The 23,177-nt window shown below is 72.6% G+C and carries 19 protein-coding genes; 14 read left to right on the forward strand and 5 right to left on the reverse strand.

Features of this window, described 5'->3' with window-relative positions; genetic code table 11:
• Positions 1-22: 22 nt before the first annotated feature.
• Positions 23-898, reverse strand: a complete 876-nt coding sequence (locus tag BRM3_RS11120) for a DUF3097 domain-containing protein (protein ID WP_263593378.1) — start codon at positions 896-898, stop codon at positions 23-25.
• Between the two features lie 117 nt (positions 899-1,015).
• Here BRM3_RS11120 and hrcA point away from each other — a divergent pair, with 117 nt between their 5' ends.
• From hrcA to BRM3_RS11140, 4 genes are all read left to right on the forward strand, one after another.
• Complete coding sequence (gene hrcA / locus BRM3_RS11125) at positions 1,016-2,017, forward strand: heat-inducible transcriptional repressor HrcA (RefSeq protein ID WP_263593379.1); 1,002 nt, start codon at positions 1,016-1,018, stop codon at positions 2,015-2,017.
• 78 nt (positions 2,018-2,095) lie between these two features.
• Positions 2,096-3,232 carry a molecular chaperone DnaJ gene (gene dnaJ, locus BRM3_RS11130; protein WP_263593380.1) on the forward strand — a complete coding sequence of 379 codons (1,137 nt, stop codon included), beginning with the start codon at positions 2,096-2,098 and terminating at the stop codon, positions 3,230-3,232.
• A gap of 5 nt (positions 3,233-3,237) precedes the next feature.
• Complete coding sequence (locus BRM3_RS11135) at positions 3,238-4,026, forward strand: 16S rRNA (uracil(1498)-N(3))-methyltransferase (protein WP_263593381.1); 789 nt, start codon at positions 3,238-3,240, stop codon at positions 4,024-4,026.
• 261 nt (positions 4,027-4,287) lie between these two features.
• On the forward strand, positions 4,288-7,020 hold the full coding sequence (locus BRM3_RS11140; protein ID WP_263593382.1) for a helix-turn-helix transcriptional regulator: 2,733 nt from the start codon (positions 4,288-4,290) through the stop codon (positions 7,018-7,020).
• Here the strand turns inward: BRM3_RS11140 and BRM3_RS11145 are convergent.
• Positions 7,002-7,724, reverse strand: a complete 723-nt coding sequence (locus BRM3_RS11145; protein ID WP_263593383.1) for a hypothetical protein — start codon at positions 7,722-7,724, stop codon at positions 7,002-7,004. The two genes, BRM3_RS11140 and BRM3_RS11145, sit on opposite strands and share 19 nt — an antisense overlap.
• A gap of 353 nt (positions 7,725-8,077) precedes the next feature.
• Between BRM3_RS11145 and BRM3_RS11150 the strand changes: the two genes are divergently transcribed.
• Positions 8,078-9,568, forward strand: coding sequence for a glycosyltransferase family 2 protein (locus tag BRM3_RS11150; protein WP_263593384.1), 1,491 nt, complete (start codon positions 8,078-8,080; stop codon positions 9,566-9,568).
• Positions 9,569-9,636: 68 nt separating this feature from the next.
• Here BRM3_RS11150 and BRM3_RS11155 read toward each other — a convergent pair whose 3' ends face one another.
• Positions 9,637-10,176 (reverse strand): NADPH-dependent FMN reductase, encoded by a 540-nt coding sequence (locus tag BRM3_RS11155; RefSeq protein ID WP_263593385.1) that lies wholly within the window; start codon positions 10,174-10,176, stop codon positions 9,637-9,639.
• 125 nt (positions 10,177-10,301) lie between these two features.
• Between BRM3_RS11155 and BRM3_RS11160 the strand changes: the two genes are divergently transcribed.
• From BRM3_RS11160 to BRM3_RS11190, 7 genes are all read left to right on the forward strand, one after another.
• On the forward strand, positions 10,302-10,670 hold the full coding sequence (locus tag BRM3_RS11160; RefSeq protein ID WP_263593386.1) for a histidine triad nucleotide-binding protein: 369 nt from the start codon (positions 10,302-10,304) through the stop codon (positions 10,668-10,670).
• Complete coding sequence (locus BRM3_RS11165) at positions 10,667-11,779, forward strand: PhoH family protein (RefSeq protein WP_263593387.1); 1,113 nt, start codon at positions 10,667-10,669, stop codon at positions 11,777-11,779. Before BRM3_RS11160 ends, BRM3_RS11165 begins: the two co-directional genes overlap by 4 nt.
• Positions 11,776-12,243 carry an rRNA maturation RNase YbeY gene (ybeY, locus tag BRM3_RS11170; RefSeq protein WP_263593388.1) on the forward strand — a complete coding sequence of 156 codons (468 nt, stop codon included), beginning with the start codon at positions 11,776-11,778 and terminating at the stop codon, positions 12,241-12,243. Before BRM3_RS11165 ends, ybeY begins: the two co-directional genes overlap by 4 nt.
• A gap of 5 nt (positions 12,244-12,248) precedes the next feature.
• Positions 12,249-13,574: a hemolysin family protein gene (locus tag BRM3_RS11175; protein ID WP_263593389.1), complete on the forward strand. Its 1,326-nt coding sequence runs from the start codon at positions 12,249-12,251 to the stop codon at positions 13,572-13,574.
• Entirely contained in the window at positions 13,567-14,520 is a 954-nt protein-coding gene (gene era / locus BRM3_RS11180) for a GTPase Era (protein ID WP_263593390.1), read from the forward strand. Before BRM3_RS11175 ends, era begins: the two co-directional genes overlap by 8 nt.
• Positions 14,521-14,832: 312 nt before the next feature.
• Entirely contained in the window at positions 14,833-16,542 is a 1,710-nt protein-coding gene (gene leuA / locus BRM3_RS11185; protein WP_263595452.1) for a 2-isopropylmalate synthase, read from the forward strand.
• Between the two features lie 997 nt (positions 16,543-17,539).
• Entirely contained in the window at positions 17,540-19,333 is a 1,794-nt protein-coding gene (locus BRM3_RS11190; RefSeq protein ID WP_263593391.1) for an HNH endonuclease, read from the forward strand.
• 154 nt (positions 19,334-19,487) lie between these two features.
• On the opposite strand, the gene BRM3_RS11195 is transcribed toward BRM3_RS11190, so the two are convergent.
• Positions 19,488-20,576, reverse strand: a complete 1,089-nt coding sequence (locus tag BRM3_RS11195; RefSeq protein WP_263593392.1) for an EamA family transporter — start codon at positions 20,574-20,576, stop codon at positions 19,488-19,490.
• 114 nt (positions 20,577-20,690) lie between these two features.
• On the opposite strand from BRM3_RS11195, the gene BRM3_RS11200 reads away from it, so the two are divergent.
• Positions 20,691-21,623, forward strand: coding sequence for a LysR family transcriptional regulator (locus BRM3_RS11200; protein ID WP_263593393.1), 933 nt, complete (start codon positions 20,691-20,693; stop codon positions 21,621-21,623).
• A 55-nt stretch (positions 21,624-21,678) separates the two neighbouring features.
• The gene (locus BRM3_RS11205) at positions 21,679-22,458 is read left to right on the forward strand and encodes a trans-aconitate 2-methyltransferase (protein ID WP_263593394.1); all 780 of its coding nucleotides are present in this window, start codon (positions 21,679-21,681) and stop codon (positions 22,456-22,458) included.
• Between the two features lie 50 nt (positions 22,459-22,508).
• On the opposite strand, the gene thpR is transcribed toward BRM3_RS11205, so the two are convergent.
• Entirely contained in the window at positions 22,509-23,135 is a 627-nt protein-coding gene (gene thpR, locus BRM3_RS11210; protein WP_263593395.1) for an RNA 2',3'-cyclic phosphodiesterase, read from the reverse strand.
• Positions 23,136-23,177: the final 42 nt, after the last annotated feature.

The following is a 23,177-nucleotide window of genomic DNA, read 5'->3' on the forward strand; positions in this document are numbered from 1 at the left end:
AGACTACAGGCCGTAGAGCCCCTCAGGCCTCCTGCGTCACCCAGTCGATGAGCTCCTCGATGCGCCCCGAGAGGGTCGGCTCGACGTCGGCGTAGCTGCGCACGGTCGCCAGGATCCGCTTCCAGCCCTCGGCGATGTCGATCTGGTCGGAGCACGGCCAGCCGAGCGCCCGCAGGGTGCCGACCTTGATGTCGGTGCCGCGCGGCACATGCGGCCACGCCTCGAGGCCGACCCGGGCGGGCCGCACCGCCTGCCACACGTCGACGTACGGGTGGCCCAGGATCAGCACGTTGCCCCGTGCACCGGGCAGGCGCATGACCTGCTCGGCCAGGCGGGTCTCCTTCGAGCCCGCGACGAGGTGGTCCACGAGCACGCCGAGCCGGCGGCCCGGCCCGGGCCCGAACGCCTCGACGCGCTCGGGCAGGTTGTCGGCGCCGTCGAGCATCTCGACGACGACGCCCTCGACGCGCAGGTCGTGACCCCACACCTTCTGGACGAGCTCGGCGTCGTGCTTGCCCTCGACCCAGATCCGGGAGGCGCGCGCGGTGCGCGCGCGGGCGCCCTCGACGTAGACGGAGCCGCTCGCGCTGCGCAGCGGGCCCGAGGCGGCGGGCCGTCGCTGGGGCCGGGTCAGGACCACGGGGCGGCCGTCGATCATGAAGCCCGGGCCGAGCGGGAAGGACCGGGTGCGTCCGCGCGCGTCCTCGAGCTCCACGAGGACCCCGCCCGCGGTCTTCTCGACCCGCGTGATCGCGCCGGTCCACCCGGTCGCGGCGTCCTCGACGACGAGGTCGCGGCGCGCGGGCACCTCGGTCGCCGCGGGGCGGCGGCGGTGCAGGTCCGGCGCCCCGGAGGCGAGGACGTCACGGCCGTAGCGATCGGGGAAGGAGCTGGGCACGGCCGTCACCGTACACCGGGAGCGAACAGCGCCGGGGGATGTCGCGGACCGCTTGTAGACTTGGCACTCGCGGCGCTGAAGTGCCAGCGGCGTGGGATGGGCACGGGAGGTGAGGGCATGGACGAGCGCAAGCTGCAGATCCTCGGCGCGATCGTCGAGGACTACGTCTCCACGCGCGAGCCCGTGGGCTCGAAGTCTCTCCTGGACCGCCACGACCTCGGGGTCTCGGCGGCCACGGTGCGCAACGACATGTCGGTCCTCGAGGAGGAGGGGCTCATCGCCCAGCCGCACACCTCGGCCGGCCGCGTGCCCACCGACAAGGGGTACCGCACGTTCGTCGACCAGATCGCCCAGGTCAAGCCCCTCTCGGGGCCCGAGCGGCGGGCCATCGAGTCGTTCCTCGCGGACGCGGGGGACCTCGACGACCTGCTCGAGCGCACGGTGCGCATGCTCGCCCAGCTCACCCACCAGGTCGCGCTCATCCAGTACCCCGTGCGCCGGCAGGCGACCGTGCGCCACATCGAGCTGGTGCGGGTCGCCGAGACCATGCTCCTGCTCGTGCTCATCACCGAGTCCGGCCGTGTCGACCAGCGCACGATCGGCCTCGCGGCACCGCGCTCGATCGAGTTCTACGAGCAGCTGCGCGGCACCCTGCACGCGGCCGCGATCGGGCGGCAGGTCACCGACCTCGCGGACGCCCTCGACACCCTGGTCGCCGCCTCCTCGCCCGAGGACCGGGCGTCCGTGGCCGAGGTGGTCGACGCCCTGCGCGTCATGCTCGACGCGCGCCGTGAGGAGCGCCTCGTGATGGCGGGGACCGCGAACCTGGCGCGGGCGGCTCTCGACCGCACCCGCGACGTCGAGCCGCTGCTCGACGTGCTCGAGGAGCACCTCGTGCTGCTGCGCCTGCTCGCGGACTTCAGCCCCGAGCCCGGCGGGGTGGAGGTGCGCATCGGCGAGGAGATCCGCGGCGTCGCCTTCCAGCGCGCCGCCCTCGTGGGCGCCGGCTACGGCGAGAGCTCGCATCTGGCGATCCTCGGCCCGAGCCGCATGGACTACGTGCACGGGATCTCGAGCGTGCACGCCCTGGCCCGCTACATCTCCCGCTTCATCCCATGACCCGCGGTTCCCTCCGCTGACCACCGGGGACGCCGCGCCGCCCCGCGCCCCCTCCGACGACGACAGGAAGCCCACCTCGTGAACGACGACTACTACGACCTTCTCGGCGTGTCCCGCGACGCCTCCACCGAGGAGATCAAGAAGGCGTATCGCAAGCTGGCCCGCACCCTCCACCCGGACGTGAACCCCGATCCGGAGGCGGGGGAGCGGTTCAAGAAGGTCTCCCAGGCGTACGAGACGCTGTCGAACCCCGACAAGCGCCGGATGTACGACATGGGCGGCGGCCCGGGCAATCCGATGGGCGGCGGCTTCGGCGGGGCGGGCTTCGACTTCTCCGACATCTTCGACATGTTCGCCGGCGCCTCGGGCATGCGGGGCCGCTCGCAGGGCCCCGTGCCCCGCCAGCGACGCGGCGGCGACATCCTGCGCCGCACCCAGATCTCCCTGCGGGACGTCGTGTTCGGCAGCGAGCAGCAGCTGAGCTTCCGCACGGCGGCGCGCTGCGAGGTGTGCGGCGGCTCGTGCTGCGCCCCCGGCACCTCGCCCACCCCGTGCACCGTGTGCGGCGGCTCGGGCCACGTCCAGCGGGTCGCGCAGTCGCTCCTGGGGCAGATGGTCACGATGGTGCCGTGCTCGGCCTGCCAGGGCCACGGCGACATCATCTCGAGCCCCTGCCAGGAGTGCTCGGGCCACGGCCGCGTCCAGAAGGAGCGCACCGTGACCGTGCGCATCCCCTCGGGCGTCGAGGCCGGCACCCGCATCCAGCTGCGGGGCGAGGGCGAGGTGGGCGAGGCCGGCGGCCCGTCCGGCGACCTCTACGTCGAGCTGTCCATCGCCGCCGACGAGCTGTACGAGCGCGCGGGGGACGACCTCATCACGCGGGTGCGGATCCCGATGACGTCCGCGGCGCTCGGCACCTCCGTGCCCATCACGACCTTCGACGGCGAGCGCACGCTCGACATCCGGGCGGGAGCCCAGCCGGGCGACGTCATCACCCTGAAGAACCTCGGCGTGACGGCGCTGCGCTCCGAACGCCGCGGCGACATCAAGGTCGAGCTCGACGTGGTCGTGCCCCGCAACCTGAGCGGGGAGCAGAAGGAGCTGCTCGAGCGCTTCGCCTCGGTGCGCGGCGAGGAGGCGCCCCAGCACGCCGGTCGCGAGACCGACCGGGGCGGCATGTTCTCCAAGCTGCGCGACCGCTTCCGGGAGCGCTGAGCCCGATGCCGTCGACGCGGCCCAGCTTCCTGCTGCTCGACGCCGACCTCGAGGGCCTCGCGGCGGGCGACGCCGCCGTGCTCGCGGGCGAGGAGGGTCGGCACGCCGCGAAGGTGGCCCGGATCGGGGTGGGGGAGGAGCTGCTGCTGACCGACACCGCAGGGCGTCAGGCCGTCGCGCGCGTGACGACCGCGGCCAAGGAGTCCCTCGGGCTCGAGCTGCTCGAGGCCCCGCGTCCGGCCCCCGTCCGCGTGCCCCGGCTCGCGCTCGTCCAGGCCCTCGCGACGGGCGGCCGCGACGAGCAGGCCGTCGAGTCGGCGACCGAGCTCGGCGTCGACCGCGTGACGCCGTGGATCGCGCGCCGCTCCGTCTCGGTGTGGAAGGGGGAGCGACGCGCCAAGGGGCGTGCGAAGTGGGAGCAGACCGTGCGCACGGCCGTGAAGCAGTGCCGGCGCCCGGGCATCCCCGTCGTCGACGTGGCCGAGGACACGACCGCGCTCGTCGCCGACGTGCGCGACCGCGTCGCCTCCGGCGCCCTCGTACTCGTGCTGCACGAGCAGGAGAGCAGCCCGCTGCTCGCGGCGGCCGAGGAGCTGCGCACCGCGGCCGAGCGCCAGGTCCCCGAGATCACGGTGATCGTGGGTCCCGAGGGCGGGATCGCCGAGGACGAGCTCGCGGCCCTGCGCCAGGCCGGGGCGCGCAGCGTGCTGCTGGGCCCCGAGGTGCTGCGCTCGTCGACCGCGGGCCCTGCCGCGCTCGCGGTCATGAGCGCCCTCGTCGGCCGCTGGGGCTGAGCGGCGCCGGCTCCGTCCGTCCGGGGCATCGATCGATGCGCGGGGCGTCAGCAAGATCACGAGGAGACCGCCGTGGGTCCCGCCGAGATTCCTCCGAATTGAATATAATTCTCCCCAACGGACGGCGCCCACGGCCCCGTTCCATGATCTGTCGCACCCGTATCCCCCCATTCCCCCCGCCACGGGTCGCGACCGGGACGGCGCACGAGTCTGCAGCCGCCCGCGACCAGAGGAAGGAGCCCCGTGGTCGTCCGACGTGCCTTGACGAAGGATCTCTCCGCGCTCGCGCAGCGCTCCGTCGACGGACTGCAGATCGCGCTCCTGGTCGGCCGCGCCGGCGTGGGCAAGTCGATGCTGGCCGGTGACGTCGCGAAGGCGACCGGGCTCCGCCAGATCCGCCTCGACCTGTTCCCCGAGGACGCCGCGACCCCCGGCCGGTCCGTCCGTGCGCTCGCGCGCATGCTCCGGGTGCCGCGCTCCGAGGACGGGGACGTCGTCGACGACCTCCTGGCCGGCTTCGAGCGCATGGGCCGCTGCCTCCTGCTCGTCGAGGACGTGCAGTGGATGGACGAGGTCTCCCAGCGCACGATCTGGCAGGTCGTGCGCCGGGCCACCGAGCTGCCGCTCATGCTCGTGATGACGTGCGTGGACACGTCGGGACCGCTCGCCGAGGGCGTCGCGCTCATGCTGCGGACCCTCGAGCGCGGGCGCCTCGTGGACGTCGTGCCCTTCAGCGAGACCGAGGTCCGCGACTACGTCGAGGAGATGTTCGGGATCCAGCTCGGCGCCGAGACCCTGCGCCGGGTGTACGAGTCGACGGACGGCGTGCCCGCCCTGCTCGCCTCGGTCGCCCAGCAGCTGCGCATGACCGAGAGCATGGACCTCGACCGCGCCCTGCGCTCGATCGTCGACCGCAGCCGCAGCAGCGGTCTGCTGGTCCAGCAGGTCGGGGACGTGATGGACGAGGCGAGCACGCAGCTGCGCGCCGCCCTCATCGCGCTCTCCCTCGCGGGCCGCCTGACCTCCGACCAGCTCACGCGCGTGCTCGACCTCCAGGGACTGCCGGACGTGAGCGCCCACGAGCTCGTCGCGACCACGCTCGTGAGCTCCGACGACGAGTACGCGCTCCGGCTCGCCCATCCCCAGTACCCCTCGCCGATCCTCGCGTACGCGACGGGCGCCGACCGCCGCGACTCCCACCTCGCGCTCGCGCGCGTCCTGCGCGGCGTGGAGTCGCTCGAGCACCGGGCGGCCGTGGCGACGGTCCGCACGGTCCCCGAGCTCCTCCAGGAGATCGACGACCGCCTGCACGACGCCTACGCCCAGGTCGAGCTCGACCTGGCCTACCGTCTGGCCCGGATCGGGGCGCGGATCGACGAGAGCTATGCGATCGAGGTGGTGCTCGCGGCGCTGCGGACACGACGCCCCCAGCTCCTGCGCGACCTGCGCGAGCGCCTCGTCGACACGCGGCCCTCGGTCACCCGCACCGTGGCCCTCGCGGTCATCGAGGACGACGTCGAGGGGCTGCGCTCGGCGAGCCGGCGCCTGGCCCGCGTCGACCCGCGCGAGATCACGGACGTGCGCGAGCTGCTCGCCCTCGCCTACGCGTTCCAGTACATCGCGCTGCGCCTGGTCGCCGAGGTGGTCCCGCCCGCCGTGCCCGACGCGCGCCGCCTGATCGACGAGATGGCCGACCGCCAGGCCGAGATCGCCGACATCGACCCCGCCTGGGGCCGCGAGCTCGAGATGCTCGAGCTGGGCCTCCAGCTGTTCGTCGCGGCGACGGACTTCCAGTACACGACCGACGTCCGGCTCCAGCACCTCGACGAGCTGCGCGAGCGGATCGAGAGCTCGAGCCGGCCCGAGGCGATGGCCACGACGGTCGCGGCGATGAAGGGCATCATCCACCACCTCCACGGCGACCTCGGCCCTGCGCGCACCGAGCTGCTGCGCGCCGTCTCGGGGCGCACGCTCGCCGGGCCCGACCTGTCGATGCAGGCCGCGTCCGCGCTGATCGACATCGAGTTCCAGCGCGGCGCGTGGGACACCGCGCACGTGCAGGCGCATCGTCAGCTGACCGGGGTGCTCGACGCGATGCGCCCGCCGCAGTGGGGCAAGCCCTTCGTGCTGGCCTCGCTCGTGCCCGCGTGCCGCGGCGACGAGTCGCTCATCACCAAGTCCTCCATGACGAGGTCCATCATCGAGGCCGATCATGTCGGCCTCGCGGCCCGGGCCCAGTGGGCCGCGTGGCGCAGCGTCGCCGTCGGCGGCCCTGCCGGGACGGCCGCGCCGGAGCTCGACGCCCTGGCCGACGCCGGACGGGGCCTCGGCCCCGGGGCCTACCTGCTCACCGTGCTGCGGGTCCGCGACCACCTCGCGGCCGGGGCACGGCACCGCGCCCTCGAGGCGCTCGGCGCCTTCGCCGACGAGGACTTCGCCCCGCACGCGATCGCCTACGCGCGCCATCACGTCGACGCCCTGCTGGCCGCCGACGTGCACGACGACGAGGCCGCCGAGCGAGAGTTCGCCGCGGCGGCCGAGGAGTACGCGGCGTATGCCGCCCAGAACACCTCGGCGCCGCCCCGCCTGTACGGCGCCGTCCTCGCCGAGGACTGGGCTCTCCATCGAGCCCGCCTCGGCGAGGGGACGCCCTCGCGGCTGGCCGCGCTGCTCGCCGACGCCGTCCTCGTGACCGAGAACTGCGGCGCCGAGCTGTGGCGCGACCGCCTGCGCGCCCTGCACGGACGGATCGAGCCCGAGGCCCCCCTCCTGCTTGCCCCGGGAGGCGATCCGCTGTCCGTGCTGACCGCTCGGGAACGGGAGGTGGTGACGCTCGCGGCCGGTGGCCTGAGCAATCGCGACATCTCCCGCGCCCTCTTCGTGACCGTCCGCACCGCGGAGTATCACGTGCACAACGCCCTGACGAAGCTCGGGCTCAGCTCTCGCGCCCAGCTGCGCGAGGTGATCGGCGAGCCTCAGGACTCCGCCGCGTAGTCCCCTCCCGCGAGCGGCACGACGAGGGAGTCGTTGCCGACCGCGTCGACCTGTGCGGACCCGCTCCCGCTGCTCACGCCGTAGACGATCGTGAACCGCAGCGCGCTCGCGTCCTTGTCGACCCCGGCCACGAGCACGGTCAGCCCTGCGCTCGAGGGTGCGGCGATGTCCGGGGAGGCGCCGCCCAGGGTGGGCGGGGTGACCGCGTCGGCGGGCACGGCGACCCAGCCGTCGGCGGTGAGCGCCTCGACGCTCACGACCACCGAGTCGAGGTGCAGCGTGTCCCCGCCGGTCGCGGACAGGCCGATCGTGAGGGGCTTGACGCTCTGTGCGGTCCAGTCGCGCAGGTCGCGCTCGGACCAGTACTTCGCGGTGAGCGTCATGGCCCCCGCCGGCAGCTCGTGCTCGGCGCTGCCCGTCGCGAGGTCGTTGGCCACCGCGGGGGCGGTGGGCGTCGCCGCGGGCGATGCCGTGGCGGCCGTGCTCGCCGAGCTCGCGGCGGCGGGGACCGTGGCGGCCTCCGTCGGCGCCGCCGAGGCGCTCGTCGACGTGCTCGTGGCCGCCTGGTGCGCCGCGTCGGCCGTCTGCCACGGCGGCGCGCTGCACGCGGCGAGCGCGAGGACGGCGCACGCCACGCCGAGCGGCGCGGCGCGGCGCAGTCGGGATCGCCGGGTCGCCGTGGGCCTGCGTCGTGCAGTGGTCATGTCCGCATCCTGATCTCGTGGGGGGTGGTCGGCAGTGCGTGCCGCTCACCGAGAAGTCTGCTGTCGGGAGGGGCCCGTGTCGCCGTTCGCCGCTACCAGGACCGCGACTCCGGTAGTGCGGGGGCGCGGCCCCGTAGTGCGGGCCGCGCGGGCCCTGGTAGTCGCCCCCCGAGCGCAGTGACGGGGTGCACACCACCTGCGCTGTCGACCCGTCGCCGTCGCCGCGAGGGGTGCGCTATCCCGGTGGTGCCCTGGTGGTGCGACCCCTTCCTTCCTGGTGGCGCGGACGAGCAGGCTGATGCCCGAGCCGCTCACCGCCCAGGCTCTCGACCGATCAGGAAGCAGGAACCACGATGTCGCAGGTACTCGAGACCTCACCGCTCGTCACCACGGAGCCCGAGGGCGTGCTCGCCCCGGGCGCCGGCCACGCGGCCACGCATCGCGGCGACTTCGCGGAGATGGACAAGTACGCGCCGCGGTTCGTGCCGGTCCAGCGCCAACACGCCCGGATCGGCTGCGTCATCCCCGCGTACAACGAGGAGGGCTCGATCGGACAGGTGCTGGGCTCGCTGCTCGAGCAGACGCACGTGCCCGACGAGATCCACGTCGTCGTCAACAACTCCTCGGACGACACCTTCTGGGTGGCCCGCGAGTTCGCGGGGCGCCACGAGCGCTGGTACCGCGACGAGCTGATGGTCAGCGAGGTCTACGTGCACGACGCCGGGTCGGTTCCCGACCGCAAGGTGGGTGCCCTCAACATCGGCTTCGCCTACGTCGAGGACTGCGACTACCTGCTCGGCGTCGACGGCGACGCGATCCTGCGGCGCGACACGGTCGAGCGCCTGCTCGCGGAGATCGAGTCGGACCGGCGCATCGGGGGGATCAGCGCGATCTACACGATGGACTACGCGGAGGGGCGGACCGCGGGGGCCAAGTACCTCATCAGCGGCCAGCGCCAGCAGTTCGCGAGCTTCAACATGCAGAACCTGCTGCGCGGGCGCAACATGGCCGTGATCGGCGGCCAGTGCTCCATCTTCTCCGTCGAGGCGCTCCAGGGCGTGCGCGACGCCTACCGTCAGGCGGGCCCGTGGGTCGCGGACTCCGAGGTCGAGGACTCGCTGCTCTCGCTCCAGCTCAAGAAGCTCGGCTTCGCGACCAAGATCAGCGCGACCGCGCGCGCCTCGGTCGGCGCCATGACCACGCTCAAGGCGCTCGACGCCCAGCAGGTCAAGTGGAGCTACGGGGCGATCGACCTGATGTGGCCGGGCCAGCGCGGCAACACCTCGGGCCAGCCGTTCCACCCCAACCTGCGCCTGCGGTGGATGGAGAACGGCTCGATGCTGCTGAACCTCGTCGCCCGCGTCGGCTTCGTGCTGCTGCTCGTGGCCTCGCTCAGCATCGGCGCCTGGGTGTTCTCGCCCTGGTGGCTCGTGCCGCCGGTCGTCTCCGTGCTGCTGAACCTGCGCGTCGCGATGTCGATGCACGACCGCAGCTGGCGCGACATCCTGTTCGCGGCGCTCTACGTGCCGGGCGAGGTCTACATGTGGATCAAGCTCGGGCACTTCATCCGCGCGTGGACCAAGTTCTTCTCCCGCACCGAGGTCGACAACTGGGGCGCCCAGGCGGCGGCCGAGCAGGGCCGCGGCGGCTACGCCTACCTGCAGCCCGTGCTGTACCTGCTGGCCTTCACGGCCACCCTCGTGGTCGGCTGGATGGCCGCGCCGCTCCTGGTCAAGGAGTCCGTGCTGTGGGTGACGTGGCCGCTGCTCGCGGGCGTCACCGTGATGCAGACCCTCGGCATGGCGATCCGGCTCGTGCGGCGCCAGCGCGGCTTCACCGTCTGAGCCCTGGACGCCGAGCGCCCCGCCCCCTCATCCGGGGGCGGGGCGCTCGCACGTGCGCGGCCGGCGCGTCAGGAGACGGCGGCGGGGGTCTCGGCCTGCAGGGCCGCGACGATCTCGCCGAGGCGGGTCGCGGTGTCCTCCCGCACGAACAGCTCGCCCTCGACCAAGAGGTCCTCGCGGAAGCCGAGGCCGACGCTGCCGACGACGTCGGCGCCGACCCTGCCCATCAGGGTCTCGAGCAGGGGCAGGACCTCGTTCGCCGCGCCCCAGCCGTAGCCGACGAGGGCGACGGGCAGGTCGTTCCACTCCTCCCACAGGAAGTCGACGGCGTTCTTGAGGGCACCGGGGTAGGAGCCGTTGTACTGCGGGGTGACGATGACCGCCGCGTCGAGCGCGCCGATCCGCCGTCCCCACGACCGGGCGTGGGGCGTGTTCTTCTCCGCCCCGGACTTGGGGCTGGCCGGCTCGTCGAAGGCCGGGAGGGCCACCTCGCCGAGCTCGATCAGGTCGATGTCCCACGTCGGGTCCACGGTCCCCTCCACCCAGCGGGCGACATGCGCTCCGACGCGGTTGGGACGGGCGCTGGCGACGATGATTCCGAGCTTCATACCCCCAGGGTGCACCTGTGGCGCCCCCAAGCGCACGTGTCGACGACATGCTGTGCCACACACCACCGCCGGACGGGCGGCCCGCGGTCCGTCGCGCCCGTCGGGGCGCTCGATAGACTCCCCCCATGACCGACCCCGTCTCGCGCCCCGACCCCGACTGCGTGTTCTGCGGCATCGTCGCCGGCGACATCCCCTCGGACCAGGTGTTCGCCGACGATCGGGTGGTCGCCTTCCGCGACCTCGCGCCGAAGGCGCCCGTGCACGTGCTCGTGGTCCCCCGGGAGCACTCGCGGGACGTGCGCGAGCTCGCCGGGAATCCCGTGCTGCTCGCCCACGTTGTCCAGGTGGCGGGCCTGGTCGCGCGCGACCAGGCCGACGGCGACTTCCGCCTCGTGTTCAACACGGGGGCGCGCGCCGGCCAGACCGTCATGCATGCCCACGCCCACGTCCTCGCGGGCGCCGACCAGAACGAATCCGACACAGGAGCGCTGTGACAGCATCCGTCACCCCCGGGCCGCGGCCCACCGTCATCGACCGTCGTCTCGCGATCCCCGACCACCTGAGCCCCTTCCAGGTCCTCGGGGAGAACGACCAGGCCCTCGCCGCGCTCGAGGACGTCGTCCCGGACACCGACGTGACCGTGCGCGGCCACGAGGTGACCCTGCGCGGCACCGAGGACGCGGTGCGGCGCGCCGAGCACATCGTGCGCTCCATCATCGAGCTCGCCACGACGGGCCAGTCCGTGACCGCAGAGGCCGTCCAGCGGGCCGCCGCGCTCTACGGCGACGACCGGCTGCGCGACGAGCGCATCGAGCAGGTGCTGTCCCAGTCGATCCTGTCCTCGCGCGGGCGCACCATCCGCCCCAAGACGCTCGGCCAGAAGCAGTACATCGACGCGATCGACGAGAACACGATCACCTTCGGGATCGGGCCCGCGGGCACCGGCAAGACCTATCTCGCCGTCGCCAAGGCGGTGCAGATGCTGCTGGACAAGCGCATCAACCGGATCATCCTCACGCGCCCCGCCGTGGAGGCGGGGGAGCGGCTCGGCTTCCTGCCCGGCACGCTCAACGAGAAGATCGACCCGTACCTGCGTCCCCTCTACGACGCGCTGCACGACATGCTCGACCCCGAGTCGATCCCGCGCCTCATGGGCGCGGGCACGATCGAGGTCGCCCCCCTCGCGTACATGCGCGGGCGCACCCTCAACGACGCCTTCATCATCCTCGACGAGGCCCAGAACACGACGCCCGAGCAGATGAAGATGTTCCTGACCCGCCTCGGCTTCAACTCGACGATGGTGGTCACGGGCGACGTCACCCAGGTCGACCTGCCGGGGGAGACCCGCAGCGGCCTGCGCGTCGTCGAGCAGGTGCTCGCCGGCGTCGACGACATCGCGTTCTGCCGCCTCACCTCGCGCGACGTGGTGCGCCACCGTCTCGTCTCCGACATCGTCGAGGCGTACGGCCGCTGGGAGATCGGCAGCGGCAACCGGGAGCAGCGTCGTCGCGGCGCCGCCCGCAGCTCCTCGCGCCCCGCCGGCCGCGGCGCGTCCGCCCACCGTCCCGCCGACGCCGCCGAGACCTCCGGGGAGGACCGATGACCATCGAGGTCAACAACGAGACCACGTACCGGGTCGACGAGACCGAGTTCGTCGAGCTCGCCCGCTACGTGTTCGCCGCCATGCACCTGCACCCGTCCACCGAGCTGTCGATCGTCTTCGTGGACGAGGACGCCATGACCCGTCTGCACGTGGAGTGGATGGACGAGCCCGGCCCGACCGACGTGCTCAGCTTCCCGATGGACGAGCTGCGCCCGGGCACCGAGGACGACGAGACGCCCGAGGGCATGCTCGGCGACATCGTGCTGTGCCCCTCGGTGGCCGCCGCCCAGGCCGCGTCCAACGGCCACAGCGCGGTCGAGGAGATGCTGCTGCTGACCACCCACGGGATCCTGCACCTGCTGGGATACGACCATGCCGAGGAGGAGGAGCGCCGCGTCATGTTCGACCTCCAGCGCAAGCTCCTGCTGACCTTCCTGGCCTCGCGCGAGACCCGGAGCTCCTGACCTCGATGACCGCCCTCCTGGCGACCCTGATCCCGCTCGCGATCCTCGGCGTGGCCGGCGCCGCCGTGTTCACGGCCGCCGACGCCGCGACCCTGTCCGTCAGCCGCGCCGGCCTCGAGCGCGCCCTCGAGGACCGCCCCGAGCGGGTCCGGCGGCGCGTCATGCACCAGCACGACGACGCCTCGCGCGTGTTCGCGACCGTCACGATGGGCAGGATCCTCTCCGAGGCCCTGTTCGCCGTCTCCGTCGCGGGCATCGCCTTCGAGCTGCTCGACGGCTGGATCGTGCCGCTCGTGGTCGCGGTCCTCGTCGTGTGGGCGATCTCGTTCATCGCCGTGTCCGTGTCGCCGCGCACGCTCGGCCGACGCAGCCCCGAGACCACCGCGATCGCCCTGTCGGGCGTGATCGGCGTGGCCCGCGCCCTGCTGTGGCCGCTCGCGATGGCCTTCATCCACATCGGCTCCGCCTTCACGCCGGGCGGCAAGGTGCGCGGCGGCCCGTACGCGACGGAGGCCGAGCTGCGCCACTTCGTCGATCGCGCGACCGAGTCCCAGGAGCTCGAGCACGACGAGCGCGACATGATCCAGGGCGTCTTCGACCTCGGCGACACGCGCATCCGCGAGCTCATGGTGCCGCGCACCGACATGGTCACCGTCTCCGAGGACGCGACCGCGGAGAAGGCCGTGCGCCTGTTCGTGCGCTCGGGCTTCTCCCGCATCCCCGTGATCGGCGAGAACGTCGACGACCTGCTCGGCGTGCTCTACACCAAGGACGTCATGCGGGCGATCCACTCGCCGTGGAACCCCGGCGCTGACCGCCGCGTCACCGAGATCATGCGCCCGGCCATGTTCGTGCCCGAGATCGCGGGCGCCGACGACGTCATGCGGCAGATGCAGGAGCGGCGCATCCACGTCGCGATCGTCGTCGACGAGTACGGCGGCGTGTGCGGGATCGTCACGATCGAGGACATCCTCGAGGAGATCGTCGGGGAGATCGCGGACGAGCACGACCGCCGCGAGCCCGAGATCGAGGAGCTCCGGGACGGCGTGTACCGGGTGCCGGCGCGCGAGTCGATCGCCGACGTCGGCGAGCTGTTCGGCCTCGACATCGACGACGAGGACGTCGACACGGTCGGCGGCCTGCTCGCCAAGACCCTCGGCCGGGTGCCGGTGATCGGCGCCGAGGGCGACGCCCACGGGCTCCACATGGAGGCCGAGCGCACCTCCGGGCGCCGCAAGCGCCTGTCCTCGGTGCTGGTCAGCCGCACCCCGCGCACCGAGGAGCCCGACGACGAGGACGAGACCCCCGAGGACGGACACAGCGATGAGTGAGACCACCCCCGCCGCCGAGCACCGCTCGGGCTTCGTCGCGATCGTCGGGCGCCCCAACGTCGGCAAGTCGACCCTCACGAACGCGCTCGTGGGGGAGAAGGTCGCGATCACGTCGTCGAAGCCGCAGACCACGCGCCGCGCGATCCGCGGCATCGTGACCCTGCCCGAGGCGCAGATCGTGCTCGTCGACACGCCCGGCGTGCACCGGCCCCGCACCCTGCTCGGGGAGCGCCTGAACGACCTGGTCCGCGAGACGCTCACCGAGGTCGACGTGGTCGGGTTCTGCCTGCCGGCCGACCAGAAGATCGGCCCGGGCGACCGGTACATCGCCCAGGACCTCGCCGAGATCACGGGCGGCCGCCGCGGCCCGCGGCTCGTCGCGATCGTCACCAAGTGCGACCTGGTCCCGCGGGACCGCGTGGGCGAGCACCTGCTCGACGTCTCGCAGCTGCTCGACTTCGACGACATCGTGCCCATCAGCGCGGTCACGGGCCGGCAGGTCGACGTGCTCACCGAGGTGATCGCCAAGAACCTGCCCGTCGGCCCGCAGCTGTACCCCGACGACCAGATCACCGAGGAGACCGACGAGTCCCTCATCGCCGAGCTCATCCGCGAGGCCGCGCTCGAGGGCGTGCGCGACGAGCTGCCGCACTCGCTGGCCGTGACGATCGAGGAGATCGCCGAGACCGACCCCGACGGCGACCCGTTCAAGGAGGTCGCGCCGGGCGAGGGGCGGCTCGTCGTGCGCGCGTCGATCTTCGTCGAGCGCGACAGCCAGAAGGGCATCGTGATCGGTCGCGCCGGGAGCCACCTCAAGGAGGTCGGCACGCGGGCCCGCCGCGAGATCCAGCGCCACCTCGGCCGTCCGGTGTTCCTCGACCTGCGGGTCAAGGTGGCCAAGGACTGGCAGCGCGATCCCAAGCAGCTCGGGCGGCTGGGGTTCTGAGGGCGTCTCGGATCGTGACACCGGCGCTCGACCCGCGGAGCCGGTGGTAGCGTGCCTCACATGCGTGGATCGCTGCTCCTGCTTAGCCGCCGCGTCGAGGCCTGACCCGCCGGGACCTCGCCGCGGCGAATTCTCGTGCCCCCGGCGACCCAGCGATCAGCGAAGGATCCTCTCGTGACCACCACGCGCCCCACCGACACCGCGACCGTCGAGCCCACGGCTCCCGTCCCCGACGGCGAGGTCGCCGCGACTGCCGCCCCTGACGTGCCCGTCACCGGCTGCGACGGCGCCGACCCCCAGCAGCCCTCGGGCATGCCCGTCCACCGCTACCTGCCGTTCCAGCAGCAGATCCGGGTGGACCTGCCCGACCGCACCTGGCCCGACCGCGTCATCAGCCGCGCTCCGCGTTGGTCGGCCGTGGACCTGCGCGACGGCAACCAGGCGCTCATCGACCCCATGAACTCCGAGCGCAAGCTGCGCATGTTCGAGCTGCTCGTCCGCATGGGCTACAAGGAGATCGAGGTCGGCTTCCCCGCCGCGAGCCAGACCGACTTCGACTTCGTGCGCAGCCTCATCGATGAGGACCGGATTCCCGAGGACGTCACGATCCAGGTCCTCACCCAGGCCCGCGAGCATCTCATCGAGCGGACCTACCAGGCGATCGCGGGCGCCAAGAAGGCGGTCGTCCACCTCTACAACTCCACCTCGGTGGTCCAGCGCGACGTCGTGTTCCGCTCCGACGAGGACGGCGTGCTCGACATCGCCGTGCAGGGCATGCTGCTGTGCAAGAAGTACGAGGAGACCGTGCCGGAGACGGAGGTCGTGTACGAGTACTCGCCCGAGTCGTACACCGGCACCGAGCTCGAGTACGCGGTGCGCGTGTGCAACGCCGTCATCGAGATCGTCAAGCCCACGCCCGAGCGCAAGATGATCGTGAACCTGCCGGCGACCGTGGAGATGGCCACCCCCAACGTGTACGCCGACTCGATCGAGTGGATGCACCGCCACCTCGACCGGCGTGACTCGATCGTCCTGTCCCTGCACCCGCACAACGACCGCGGCTGCGGCGTCGCGGCCGCGGAGCTGGGCTACATGGCCGGCGCGGACCGCATCGAGGGCTGCCTGTTCGGCAACGGCGAGCGCACCGGCAACGTCGACCTGGTGACGCTGGGCCTGAACCTGTTCGGCCAGGGCGTCGACCCGCAGATCGACTTCTCCGACCTCGACGAGATCCGTCGCACGGTCGAGTACTGCAACCAGATGCGCGTGCCCGAGCGCTCCCCGTACGGCGGGGACCTCGTGTTCACGGCCTTCTCCGGCTCCCACCAGGACGCCATCAAGAAGGGCCTCGAGCGCATGGAGTCCGATGCCGCGGCCGCGGGCACGCCCGTCGCCGACGCGGTGTGGCGCGTGCCGTACCTGGCGATCGACCCGCGGGACATCGGGCGCTCCTATGAGGCCGTGATCCGCGTGAACTCGCAGTCCGGCAAGGGCGGCATGGCCTACCTGCTGCGCACCGAGCACGGCCTGGACCTGCCGCGCCGCCTGCAGATCGAGTTCTCCACGATCGTGCAGCACAAGACCGACTCCGAGGGCGGGGAGGTCTCGCCCGCCGCGCTGTGGGAGGCCTTCGTCGACGAGTACCTGCCCGCGAAGGACGTTGCGGCCAAGTGGGGCCGCTACGGCTTCCGCGGCGTCGAGCACCGCTCCGAGGGTGAGGGCAGCGACCGGGTGACGGTCGAGCTGCTCGTCGACGGCGAGGAGCGGACCATCCAGGGGATCGGCAACGGCCCGCTGGACGCGTTCGTCAAGGCCCTCGACGGCCGCGGCGTGAGGCTGCGCATCCTGGACTACGCCGAGCACGCCCTGACCGAGGGCGAGTACTCCCTCGCCGCCGCGTACGTCGAGTGCGAGATCGGCGACCGGATCTTCTGGGGCGTCGGGATCGACGGGTCGATCACCCGGGCCTCGATGCAGGCGATCATCTCCGCGCTCAACCGCGCCCAGCGCGACGCCGGCTGAGGCCGACGGGCCGACGGGCCGACGGGCCGACGGCTGAGGCTGGAGGCCGACGGGCCGACGGGCCGACGGGCCGACGGCTGAGGCTGGAAGTCGACGGGCGGATGTCGGACGTTCACCGGCGGAAGTCCGAGGCCGGACATGGCCCGCGAGGGCCCGCTCCCCAGTGGGGGCGGGCCCTTCGCGCTGTGTCGGGGCCTCCTCGAGATCGCCTTTTCGGGCGGAATCCCCGGAGAATTCTACCCGAAAAGGCGATCTCGATGCGGCGCCGGCCAAGGATTCCACCGGAAACGGCGATCTCGATGCTCGGGGAGTTCCGTCTCCAGCTGCAATCTCGCCACGGATCCCGATTTCGACCTGAAAGGCGATCTCCTGGCGACGGCGGATGCGCTCCCTCTCGACCGAGAGGGCGGCGACGGAGCCCCGAGTCGACGTCGGATGGCATCCGGGCGGAGGGTGCCCTGCCGCCGGGAGCCGCCGGCTCCGACAGCTCCGACAGCTTGGCTTACCACCTTTCCGCCATGGCATCTGTTCGCTCGTCGGCCGTTTCGTCACGGAGACTGCTCGCCCCGATCGAGCACGGTCACCCCTCTCACTGTCCGGCCCATGTCCGCGCCCATGCTTGCGGATGCCGCTACACGTGCCCGCCCCGAAGCCCGCTTCCGCCGGAATGCCTTGACAGCCACCCATCGCCTTCCACCGCCCCATTCGGCGTTCCCTCCCAATGCAGAGTTGTCCACATTCTCGAAAAGGTCTCAAGAGCGCGTCCCGTTTGTCAGACCCCCTCGGAAGAATAGGGGGCATGACGACAAGACGGGATCATTCGAGGGCCGAGGGTCCGGAGCGCGATGACCGCGCCCGGGCACTGGGTGCGGATGGTCCTGCACTGCTCCCGGCGGGAGGGGGTGACGTTCCGGCGGGCGGCACGAGCACGAGGTCGATGCCCACCGAGGGAACTGCATCGAGACGCAATGACGGGTCGCTCCCCTCGAGCACCCGCGTGCCTTCGGGTACTGCCGCGACCGACGGCGACTGCACCGCCCCCGCTGATGATGCCCTGTCCCAGGTCCTCGCCCAGGCGGAGATGCTCAGCCGTGACGGGGCGGCGCGTGAGGTCGTGGCATCGATCCTCGCGGGGGCGCTGGCAGCGGTGGAGGCCCCGGTGGCGATGCGTGATGGGTTGGTCGACACTGAACCCGGCTCCGCCGCCGAGGCCCTCGGTGTGGTCGCGGTCATCGATCAGCTCCGCTCCACCCTCGCCGCTCTTGATGCGACCTGGCAGGTCATAGCCGCGACCCGGATCACCGACGCCGACGCCGCACGGGGCGTCCCCACGACAGAGCAGGGCCGCGCCGCCGCGCAGGAGCTGAGCCTGGCACGCCGAGTCTCGCCGTCGGCGTCGTCGATGTCTCTGGCCGCGTCGCAGCGCCTGGTCACCCAGCTCCCCAGCACGTTCAGCCTGCTCGCCGCCGGCCGGGTCACCGAGCAGCAGGCCCGGGCGATCGCGGTCGCGCTCGATGACGTTGACCCTGACGTCGCCGCGTCCATCGACGAAGTCCTGACCGCCGACCCTGCACGCCTGAACGGTGTGGGCACACGGCGTCTAGGTGCCGAAGTCCGTGCTCTACGCGACGCGAGAGACCCGGATGATGCCCGGCACCGTGCCACGCGTGCGGCGCGGGGCCGGTGTGTGCGGACGCGACTGCTGGAAGACCACATGGTCGCCGTCACCGCGACCGTGCGGGCCATGGATGCCAGCGCGGTCATGAAAGCCCTGCGCGCCGAGGCTGAAGCCCGTCGTGCCCAGGGCTCGATCGACGGAGTCCGGGCGCTCGAGGCTGATGCCCTAGTCGACGCGATCACCGGCGGTGATCGGGCACGGGACCCGTTTGTCTCGGGCGAGTCACTGCCTGATGCTCAGTTCGAAGGCGTCCCGCTGCCCGGCGGAGCGACCGTGCTCGACACGGACGGACGCGGCGAGATGCTCGATGACACGCGCGACCATGACGTTCCGGGCCTAGACCAGGAACGTGAGTCCGACGCCTCAGACACCAGCCACCGCTCGACAGACCGCTACCGTCACCGTCGCATCACCATCGGTGTGGTGATCACCGATCGGGCGCTCCTGGCCCCGGACGGGGGCGGAGAGCTCGCCCACCTCGAGGGCTACGGCCCCATCCCGGCCCACATCATCACCGACACTCTTCGTGGGAGCCCGCCGGGGTATAAGAACAACCCCGGGTGGGACGAACACCCCGACGCCACGATGAACGCGACCATGAGACGGCTGTACACCCACCCCACGACGGGTGAGCTGGTGGCGATGGACTCCCGCGCCCGGGCGTTCCCCGCGCCGCTGGAGCAGATGGTCCGGTGGAGGGAATCGACGTGCGCGAGCCCGTGGTGCAACGCCACCGTCCGCCACATCGACCACATCACCCCACACGCTGACGGTGGCGCCACCTCCTACGCGAACGCGCAGGGACTGTGCGTCCGCTGCAATCTGCTCAAGGACCACGCCGGGTGGACCGTCACCCCCACCCGCGACGACGACGGTGCACCGGCGGTGACGTGGTCGAGCCCTGGTGGGGCGACCACGACCTGCCACCTCACGCCCCTCGGACCCCTTGGACCCGGCGACAACCACCAGTGCCACGAGAGCGGCGGGCGCCACGAGGCCACCGGAGCCCTTACGAACCTCGGGGACGGAGCCGACGGCGCCGGTCCTTCCCGCGAGTGCGGCGACACCGACGACGAGCCCGACACCGAGACCAGTCCGTCGGCTGATCCCTAGAGACTGCGCCGCCCAGCTGACGAGAGAGCGGTCGACAACGCTGCGGCCGACAACGCCGCGGCGTACCGGCAGCCTCCTCCATCGCCGCTCGCCGACACCGACAGGACGGCAGTCAGTCCTTCGGCGACCACCTCGTCGGCAACTGGCCCAGCGATCAGCCGCCCGCTCGCGCGGTCGCACCGCACGAGACCCGCGCGTCGTCCCTGGACTCGCGCGCCTCGGGAGCCGAGGCCTCGCCTGAACCCGCTGTCATGATCGCGTCCTCACCGCGCCCCGTGTCCGCGTCCTCACCGCGCCCCATGTCCTCGTCCTCACCCCGCCCCATGTCCTCACCGTCCGGGCCGACGGCGCTCGCCTCCGGCGCCATCACCGGCCGGCGTGCCTCGCGGCGTGCCGTGAGGGTCGTACCGACGCTCGCGGCGATGACGAGCACGACGGCGAGCACTCCGAGCACGGTGATCGGCTGGCCGAGCAGGGCGAGCCCCGCGAGCGCGGCCACGGCCGGCTCGAGGCTCAGCAGGATGCCGAACACGTGCCGCGGGAGCCGGCGCAGCGCCGACAGCTCGAGCACGTACGGGATGACCGAGGCCAGGAGCGAACAGCCCAGGGCCAGCAGCAGCAGATGAGGCTCGACCACCGCGCGCGCCACGCCGCCGGCGCCGAGCGGGAGCAGCGCCACCGCCCCGATCGCGACGGCCACCGCGAGACCGCCATGGCCCGGTACCACCTGCCCGACCTGCGCGCTCGTCAGGATGTAGCACGCCCAGAACACGCCCGCCGTCAGGGCGAACACCACGCCGAGCGGATCGAGCGAGGCGATCCCCACGAGCGACTCCACCCCGAACAAGGAGACGCCCACGAGCGCGACCCCGACGCACGCCAGGTCCGCGGCGCGCCGCGACAGCACGGCCGACAGCACGAGCGGCCCGAGGAACTCGATCGCCACCGCGGCGCCCAGCGGGATCCGCTCGATCGCCGAGTAGAACGAGCCGTTCATCGCCCCGAGCGCGACCCCGAACAGCACGACCGCCCTCCACTGCGCGCCGTCCCAGCGATGGACGGCCGGCCGGACGATCGCGAGCAGCACGATCGCGGCGATCCCGAGCCGCAGGCACGTCACGCCCCACGAGCCGAGGGAGCCGAACAGCTGCGCGGCGAACGCGGCGCCGAACTGGAGGGACACGCACGACCCGAGGATCATCGCGACGGGCATGCCGGTGCGGGACGTGGGGGCGGAACTCATGGCATCCAGCATCGTCCCGTGCGATGCTTCAGTCCAGCGACACTTCGTGACGAATGAGGTGAAGCAGACCTGATCGTTCGCCACCCCGACCCCTACCCCTGAGAGGTGCCCCCCGTGCTCAACGTCCAGCGTCTGCGCATGCTCTCGGAGCTGCACCGCCTGGGCACCCTCGCCGAGGTGGCGCGCTCCCTGTCCTACTCGCCCTCCGCCGTCTCGCAGCAGCTGGCCATCCTCGAGAAGGAGGCGGGCGTGACGCTCCTGGAGAAGTCCGGCCGACGGGTCCGCCTCACGGACGCGGCGCTCGGACTCGTCGGCCACGCCGACGCGGTGCTCGAACGCCTCGAGCGCGCCGAGGCCGAGCTCGCCTCGACCCGCCCCGAGATCGCCGGCACCCTGCGCGTCGCGTCGTTCCAGACGCCGCTCCTCTCGATCGCGCCGCCCGCTCTCACCCTGCTCGCCCGCGAGCATCCGGCGCTGCTGGTGACGATCACCCAGCGCGAGCTCGCCGCCGCCCACGACGGCCTGCTCGCCCACGACTTCGACGTGATCCTGGGCGAGGAGTTCCCCGGCGTGCACGAGCCGTTGCGGCCCGGCGTCGACCGCGAGGAGCTCGTGAGCGACCCACTCCTGCTCGTGCTGCCCCGCACCGGACCGTGGTCGCGCCCGCGATCCCTCGCCGAGCTCGCGGACGCGCCGTGGGCGCTCGACCCCGCCCAGACGCCCACCGGCCTGTGGGCGCGCTCCGCCCTGCGGGCCGCCGGATTCGAGCCCGACGTCCGCTTCGACTCGCCCGACCCGCTGCTCCAGGCCCATCTGGTGCGCTCGGGCCATGCCGCCGCTCTCATCCCCTCGCTCATCGCCGGCCAGCACCTCGCCGGCACGCATCTGCGGCGCCTGCCGGGCAACCCGCAGCGGCTGATCTACACCTCGGTCCGCGCGGGGCGCGCCGAGCATCCCGCCATCCGCGCCTTCCGCACAGCCCTGCAGGCCTCGGCACGGGAGGAGGCGCCGGTGATCGACTCGCGCGAGATCCCGCTCGGCGTCTAGGTCGGGGCGACCCGTGGTATATCTTGAGCTCAAGAGGATTGAAGGAGAGACCACGATGGACGAGCCGCAGCACCACACCTGGGACCCCGAGCGCTACCTCGCCTACGCCGGCGAACGCGGGCGCCCGTTCCTCGACCTGCTCGCGCGCGTCGGGGCGCGCGCCCCACGCCATGTCGCCGACCTCGGCGCAGGGCCGGGCAACCTCACCGCGCTGCTGCACGACCGGTGGCCCGAGGCCGAGGTGACGGCGGTCGACGCGAGCCCCGAGATGATCGAGCGAGCCCGTGGGGTCGCCGGGATCACCGCCGAGCTCGCGGATCTGCGCACGTGGCAGCCCGCCGAGCCGCTCGACATCCTCGTCTCCAACGCCGCCCTGCAGTGGGTGCCGGGCCACCTCGAGCTGCTCGACCGCCTCGCCGGCCTGCTCGCTGACGGCGGATGGCTCGCGATGCAGGTCCCCGGCAATTTCGACGAGCCCAGCCACACCATCCGCCGCGACCTCGCGGCCCTGCCCGAGTTCGCCCCGCACACGGCGGGCGTGGACGCACCGGCCTCGCACGACGCCGTCACCTACCTGCGCCGCCTCCAGGCCTGCGGGCTCACGGTCGACGCATGGGAGACGACCTACCTGCACGTGCTGACCGGCCCGGATCCCGTCTTCACGTGGGTCTCGGGGACGGGTGCCCGGCCCACGCTCCAGGCGCTGCCCGCCGCGCTCCGCGCGGACTTCGAGGCCGAGTACCGTGCCCGTCTGCGCGAGGCGTACCCGCCCGACGCCGAGGGTCGGGTCGTCCTGCCGTTCCGGCGCGTCTTCGCCGTCGCGCACGCCGGCTGAGGGTCAGGCCGGCTGAGGGCACGCCGGCCGACGGTCACGCCGGCCGACGGTCACGCCAGCGGCACGCGCGCGAGCACCTCGTGCAGCGGGCCGGCCGAGCGTCCCTGCCCCAGATGCGAGGCGACCACCTCGATCTCCTCGGCGGTCCAGGCCGGGCCCCGGTACACCGACAGGGCATGCACGGTGCGCCGGAGAATCGCGGCCACGGGATCGGCGGCCCGCTCCCGGTGCGTGCCCCGGCGCCGCCGGGTCTGCGGCGCCCGTGCGGAGACTCGGGCGACCGTGAGGTGTGCACGGTGGCGGTCGCGCGCCGACCCACCGGGCCCGTCCGATGCGTCCGGTCCGTCCCGCGGCTCGAGCAGCGGCTCGCCCAGGAGGCGCTCGAGGGCCGGGACCTCGCCGCCGACGCCGATCCACAGCGTGCGGCGCCCGAACTCGCCCGCCCCCGCCAGGTGCAGCTCGAGGGGATCGTGCCGGGCCGCGATGCCGCTCAGATGCGCGACCACGTCGTCGAGGGCGCCGTCGGGCACGGCGGGGGCGAAGGCGAGCGTCAGATGCCACTGACCGGGATCGCCCCAGCGCAGCGTCAGGCCCTCGGCCCGCCGGATCGGCTCGAGCACGCCGTCCAGGTGGGCGAGCGCCTCGCGCGGGGGCCGGATCGCCGCGAAGAGTCTCATGCCTCAGATCCTGCCGTTCGTCGGCCCTCGGCGGTAGATTCG

This window comes from Brachybacterium huguangmaarense (assembly GCF_025725725.1).
Classification (GTDB): domain Bacteria; phylum Actinomycetota; class Actinomycetes; order Actinomycetales; family Dermabacteraceae; genus Brachybacterium; species Brachybacterium huguangmaarense.

Excerpts from the sequence above, each read along its gene's own strand:
- BRM3_RS11175 (WP_263593389.1), top strand. The coding sequence starts at position 12,249 with ATGACCGCCCTCCTGGCGACCCTGATCCCGCTCGCGATCCTCGGCGTG.
- leuA (WP_263595452.1), top strand. The coding sequence starts at position 14,833 with ATGCCCGTCCACCGCTACCTGCCGTTCCAGCAGCAGATCCGGGTGGAC.
- BRM3_RS11195 (WP_263593392.1), bottom strand. The coding sequence starts at position 20,576 with ATGAGTTCCGCCCCCACGTCCCGCACCGGCATGCCCGTCGCGATGATC.
- ybeY (WP_263593388.1), top strand. The coding sequence starts at position 11,776 with ATGACCATCGAGGTCAACAACGAGACCACGTACCGGGTCGACGAGACC.
- BRM3_RS11150 (WP_263593384.1), top strand. The coding sequence starts at position 8,078 with ATGTCGCAGGTACTCGAGACCTCACCGCTCGTCACCACGGAGCCCGAG.
- BRM3_RS11155 (WP_263593385.1), bottom strand. The coding sequence starts at position 10,176 with ATGAAGCTCGGAATCATCGTCGCCAGCGCCCGTCCCAACCGCGTCGGA.
- hrcA (WP_263593379.1), top strand. The coding sequence starts at position 1,016 with ATGGACGAGCGCAAGCTGCAGATCCTCGGCGCGATCGTCGAGGACTAC.
- BRM3_RS11205 (WP_263593394.1), top strand. The coding sequence starts at position 21,679 with ATGGACGAGCCGCAGCACCACACCTGGGACCCCGAGCGCTACCTCGCC.
- thpR (WP_263593395.1), bottom strand. The coding sequence starts at position 23,135 with ATGAGACTCTTCGCGGCGATCCGGCCCCCGCGCGAGGCGCTCGCCCAC.
- BRM3_RS11160 (WP_263593386.1), top strand. The coding sequence starts at position 10,302 with ATGACCGACCCCGTCTCGCGCCCCGACCCCGACTGCGTGTTCTGCGGC.
- BRM3_RS11145 (WP_263593383.1), bottom strand. The coding sequence starts at position 7,724 with ATGACCACTGCACGACGCAGGCCCACGGCGACCCGGCGATCCCGACTG.
- BRM3_RS11135 (WP_263593381.1), top strand. The coding sequence starts at position 3,238 with ATGCCGTCGACGCGGCCCAGCTTCCTGCTGCTCGACGCCGACCTCGAG.
- era (WP_263593390.1), top strand. The coding sequence starts at position 13,567 with ATGAGTGAGACCACCCCCGCCGCCGAGCACCGCTCGGGCTTCGTCGCG.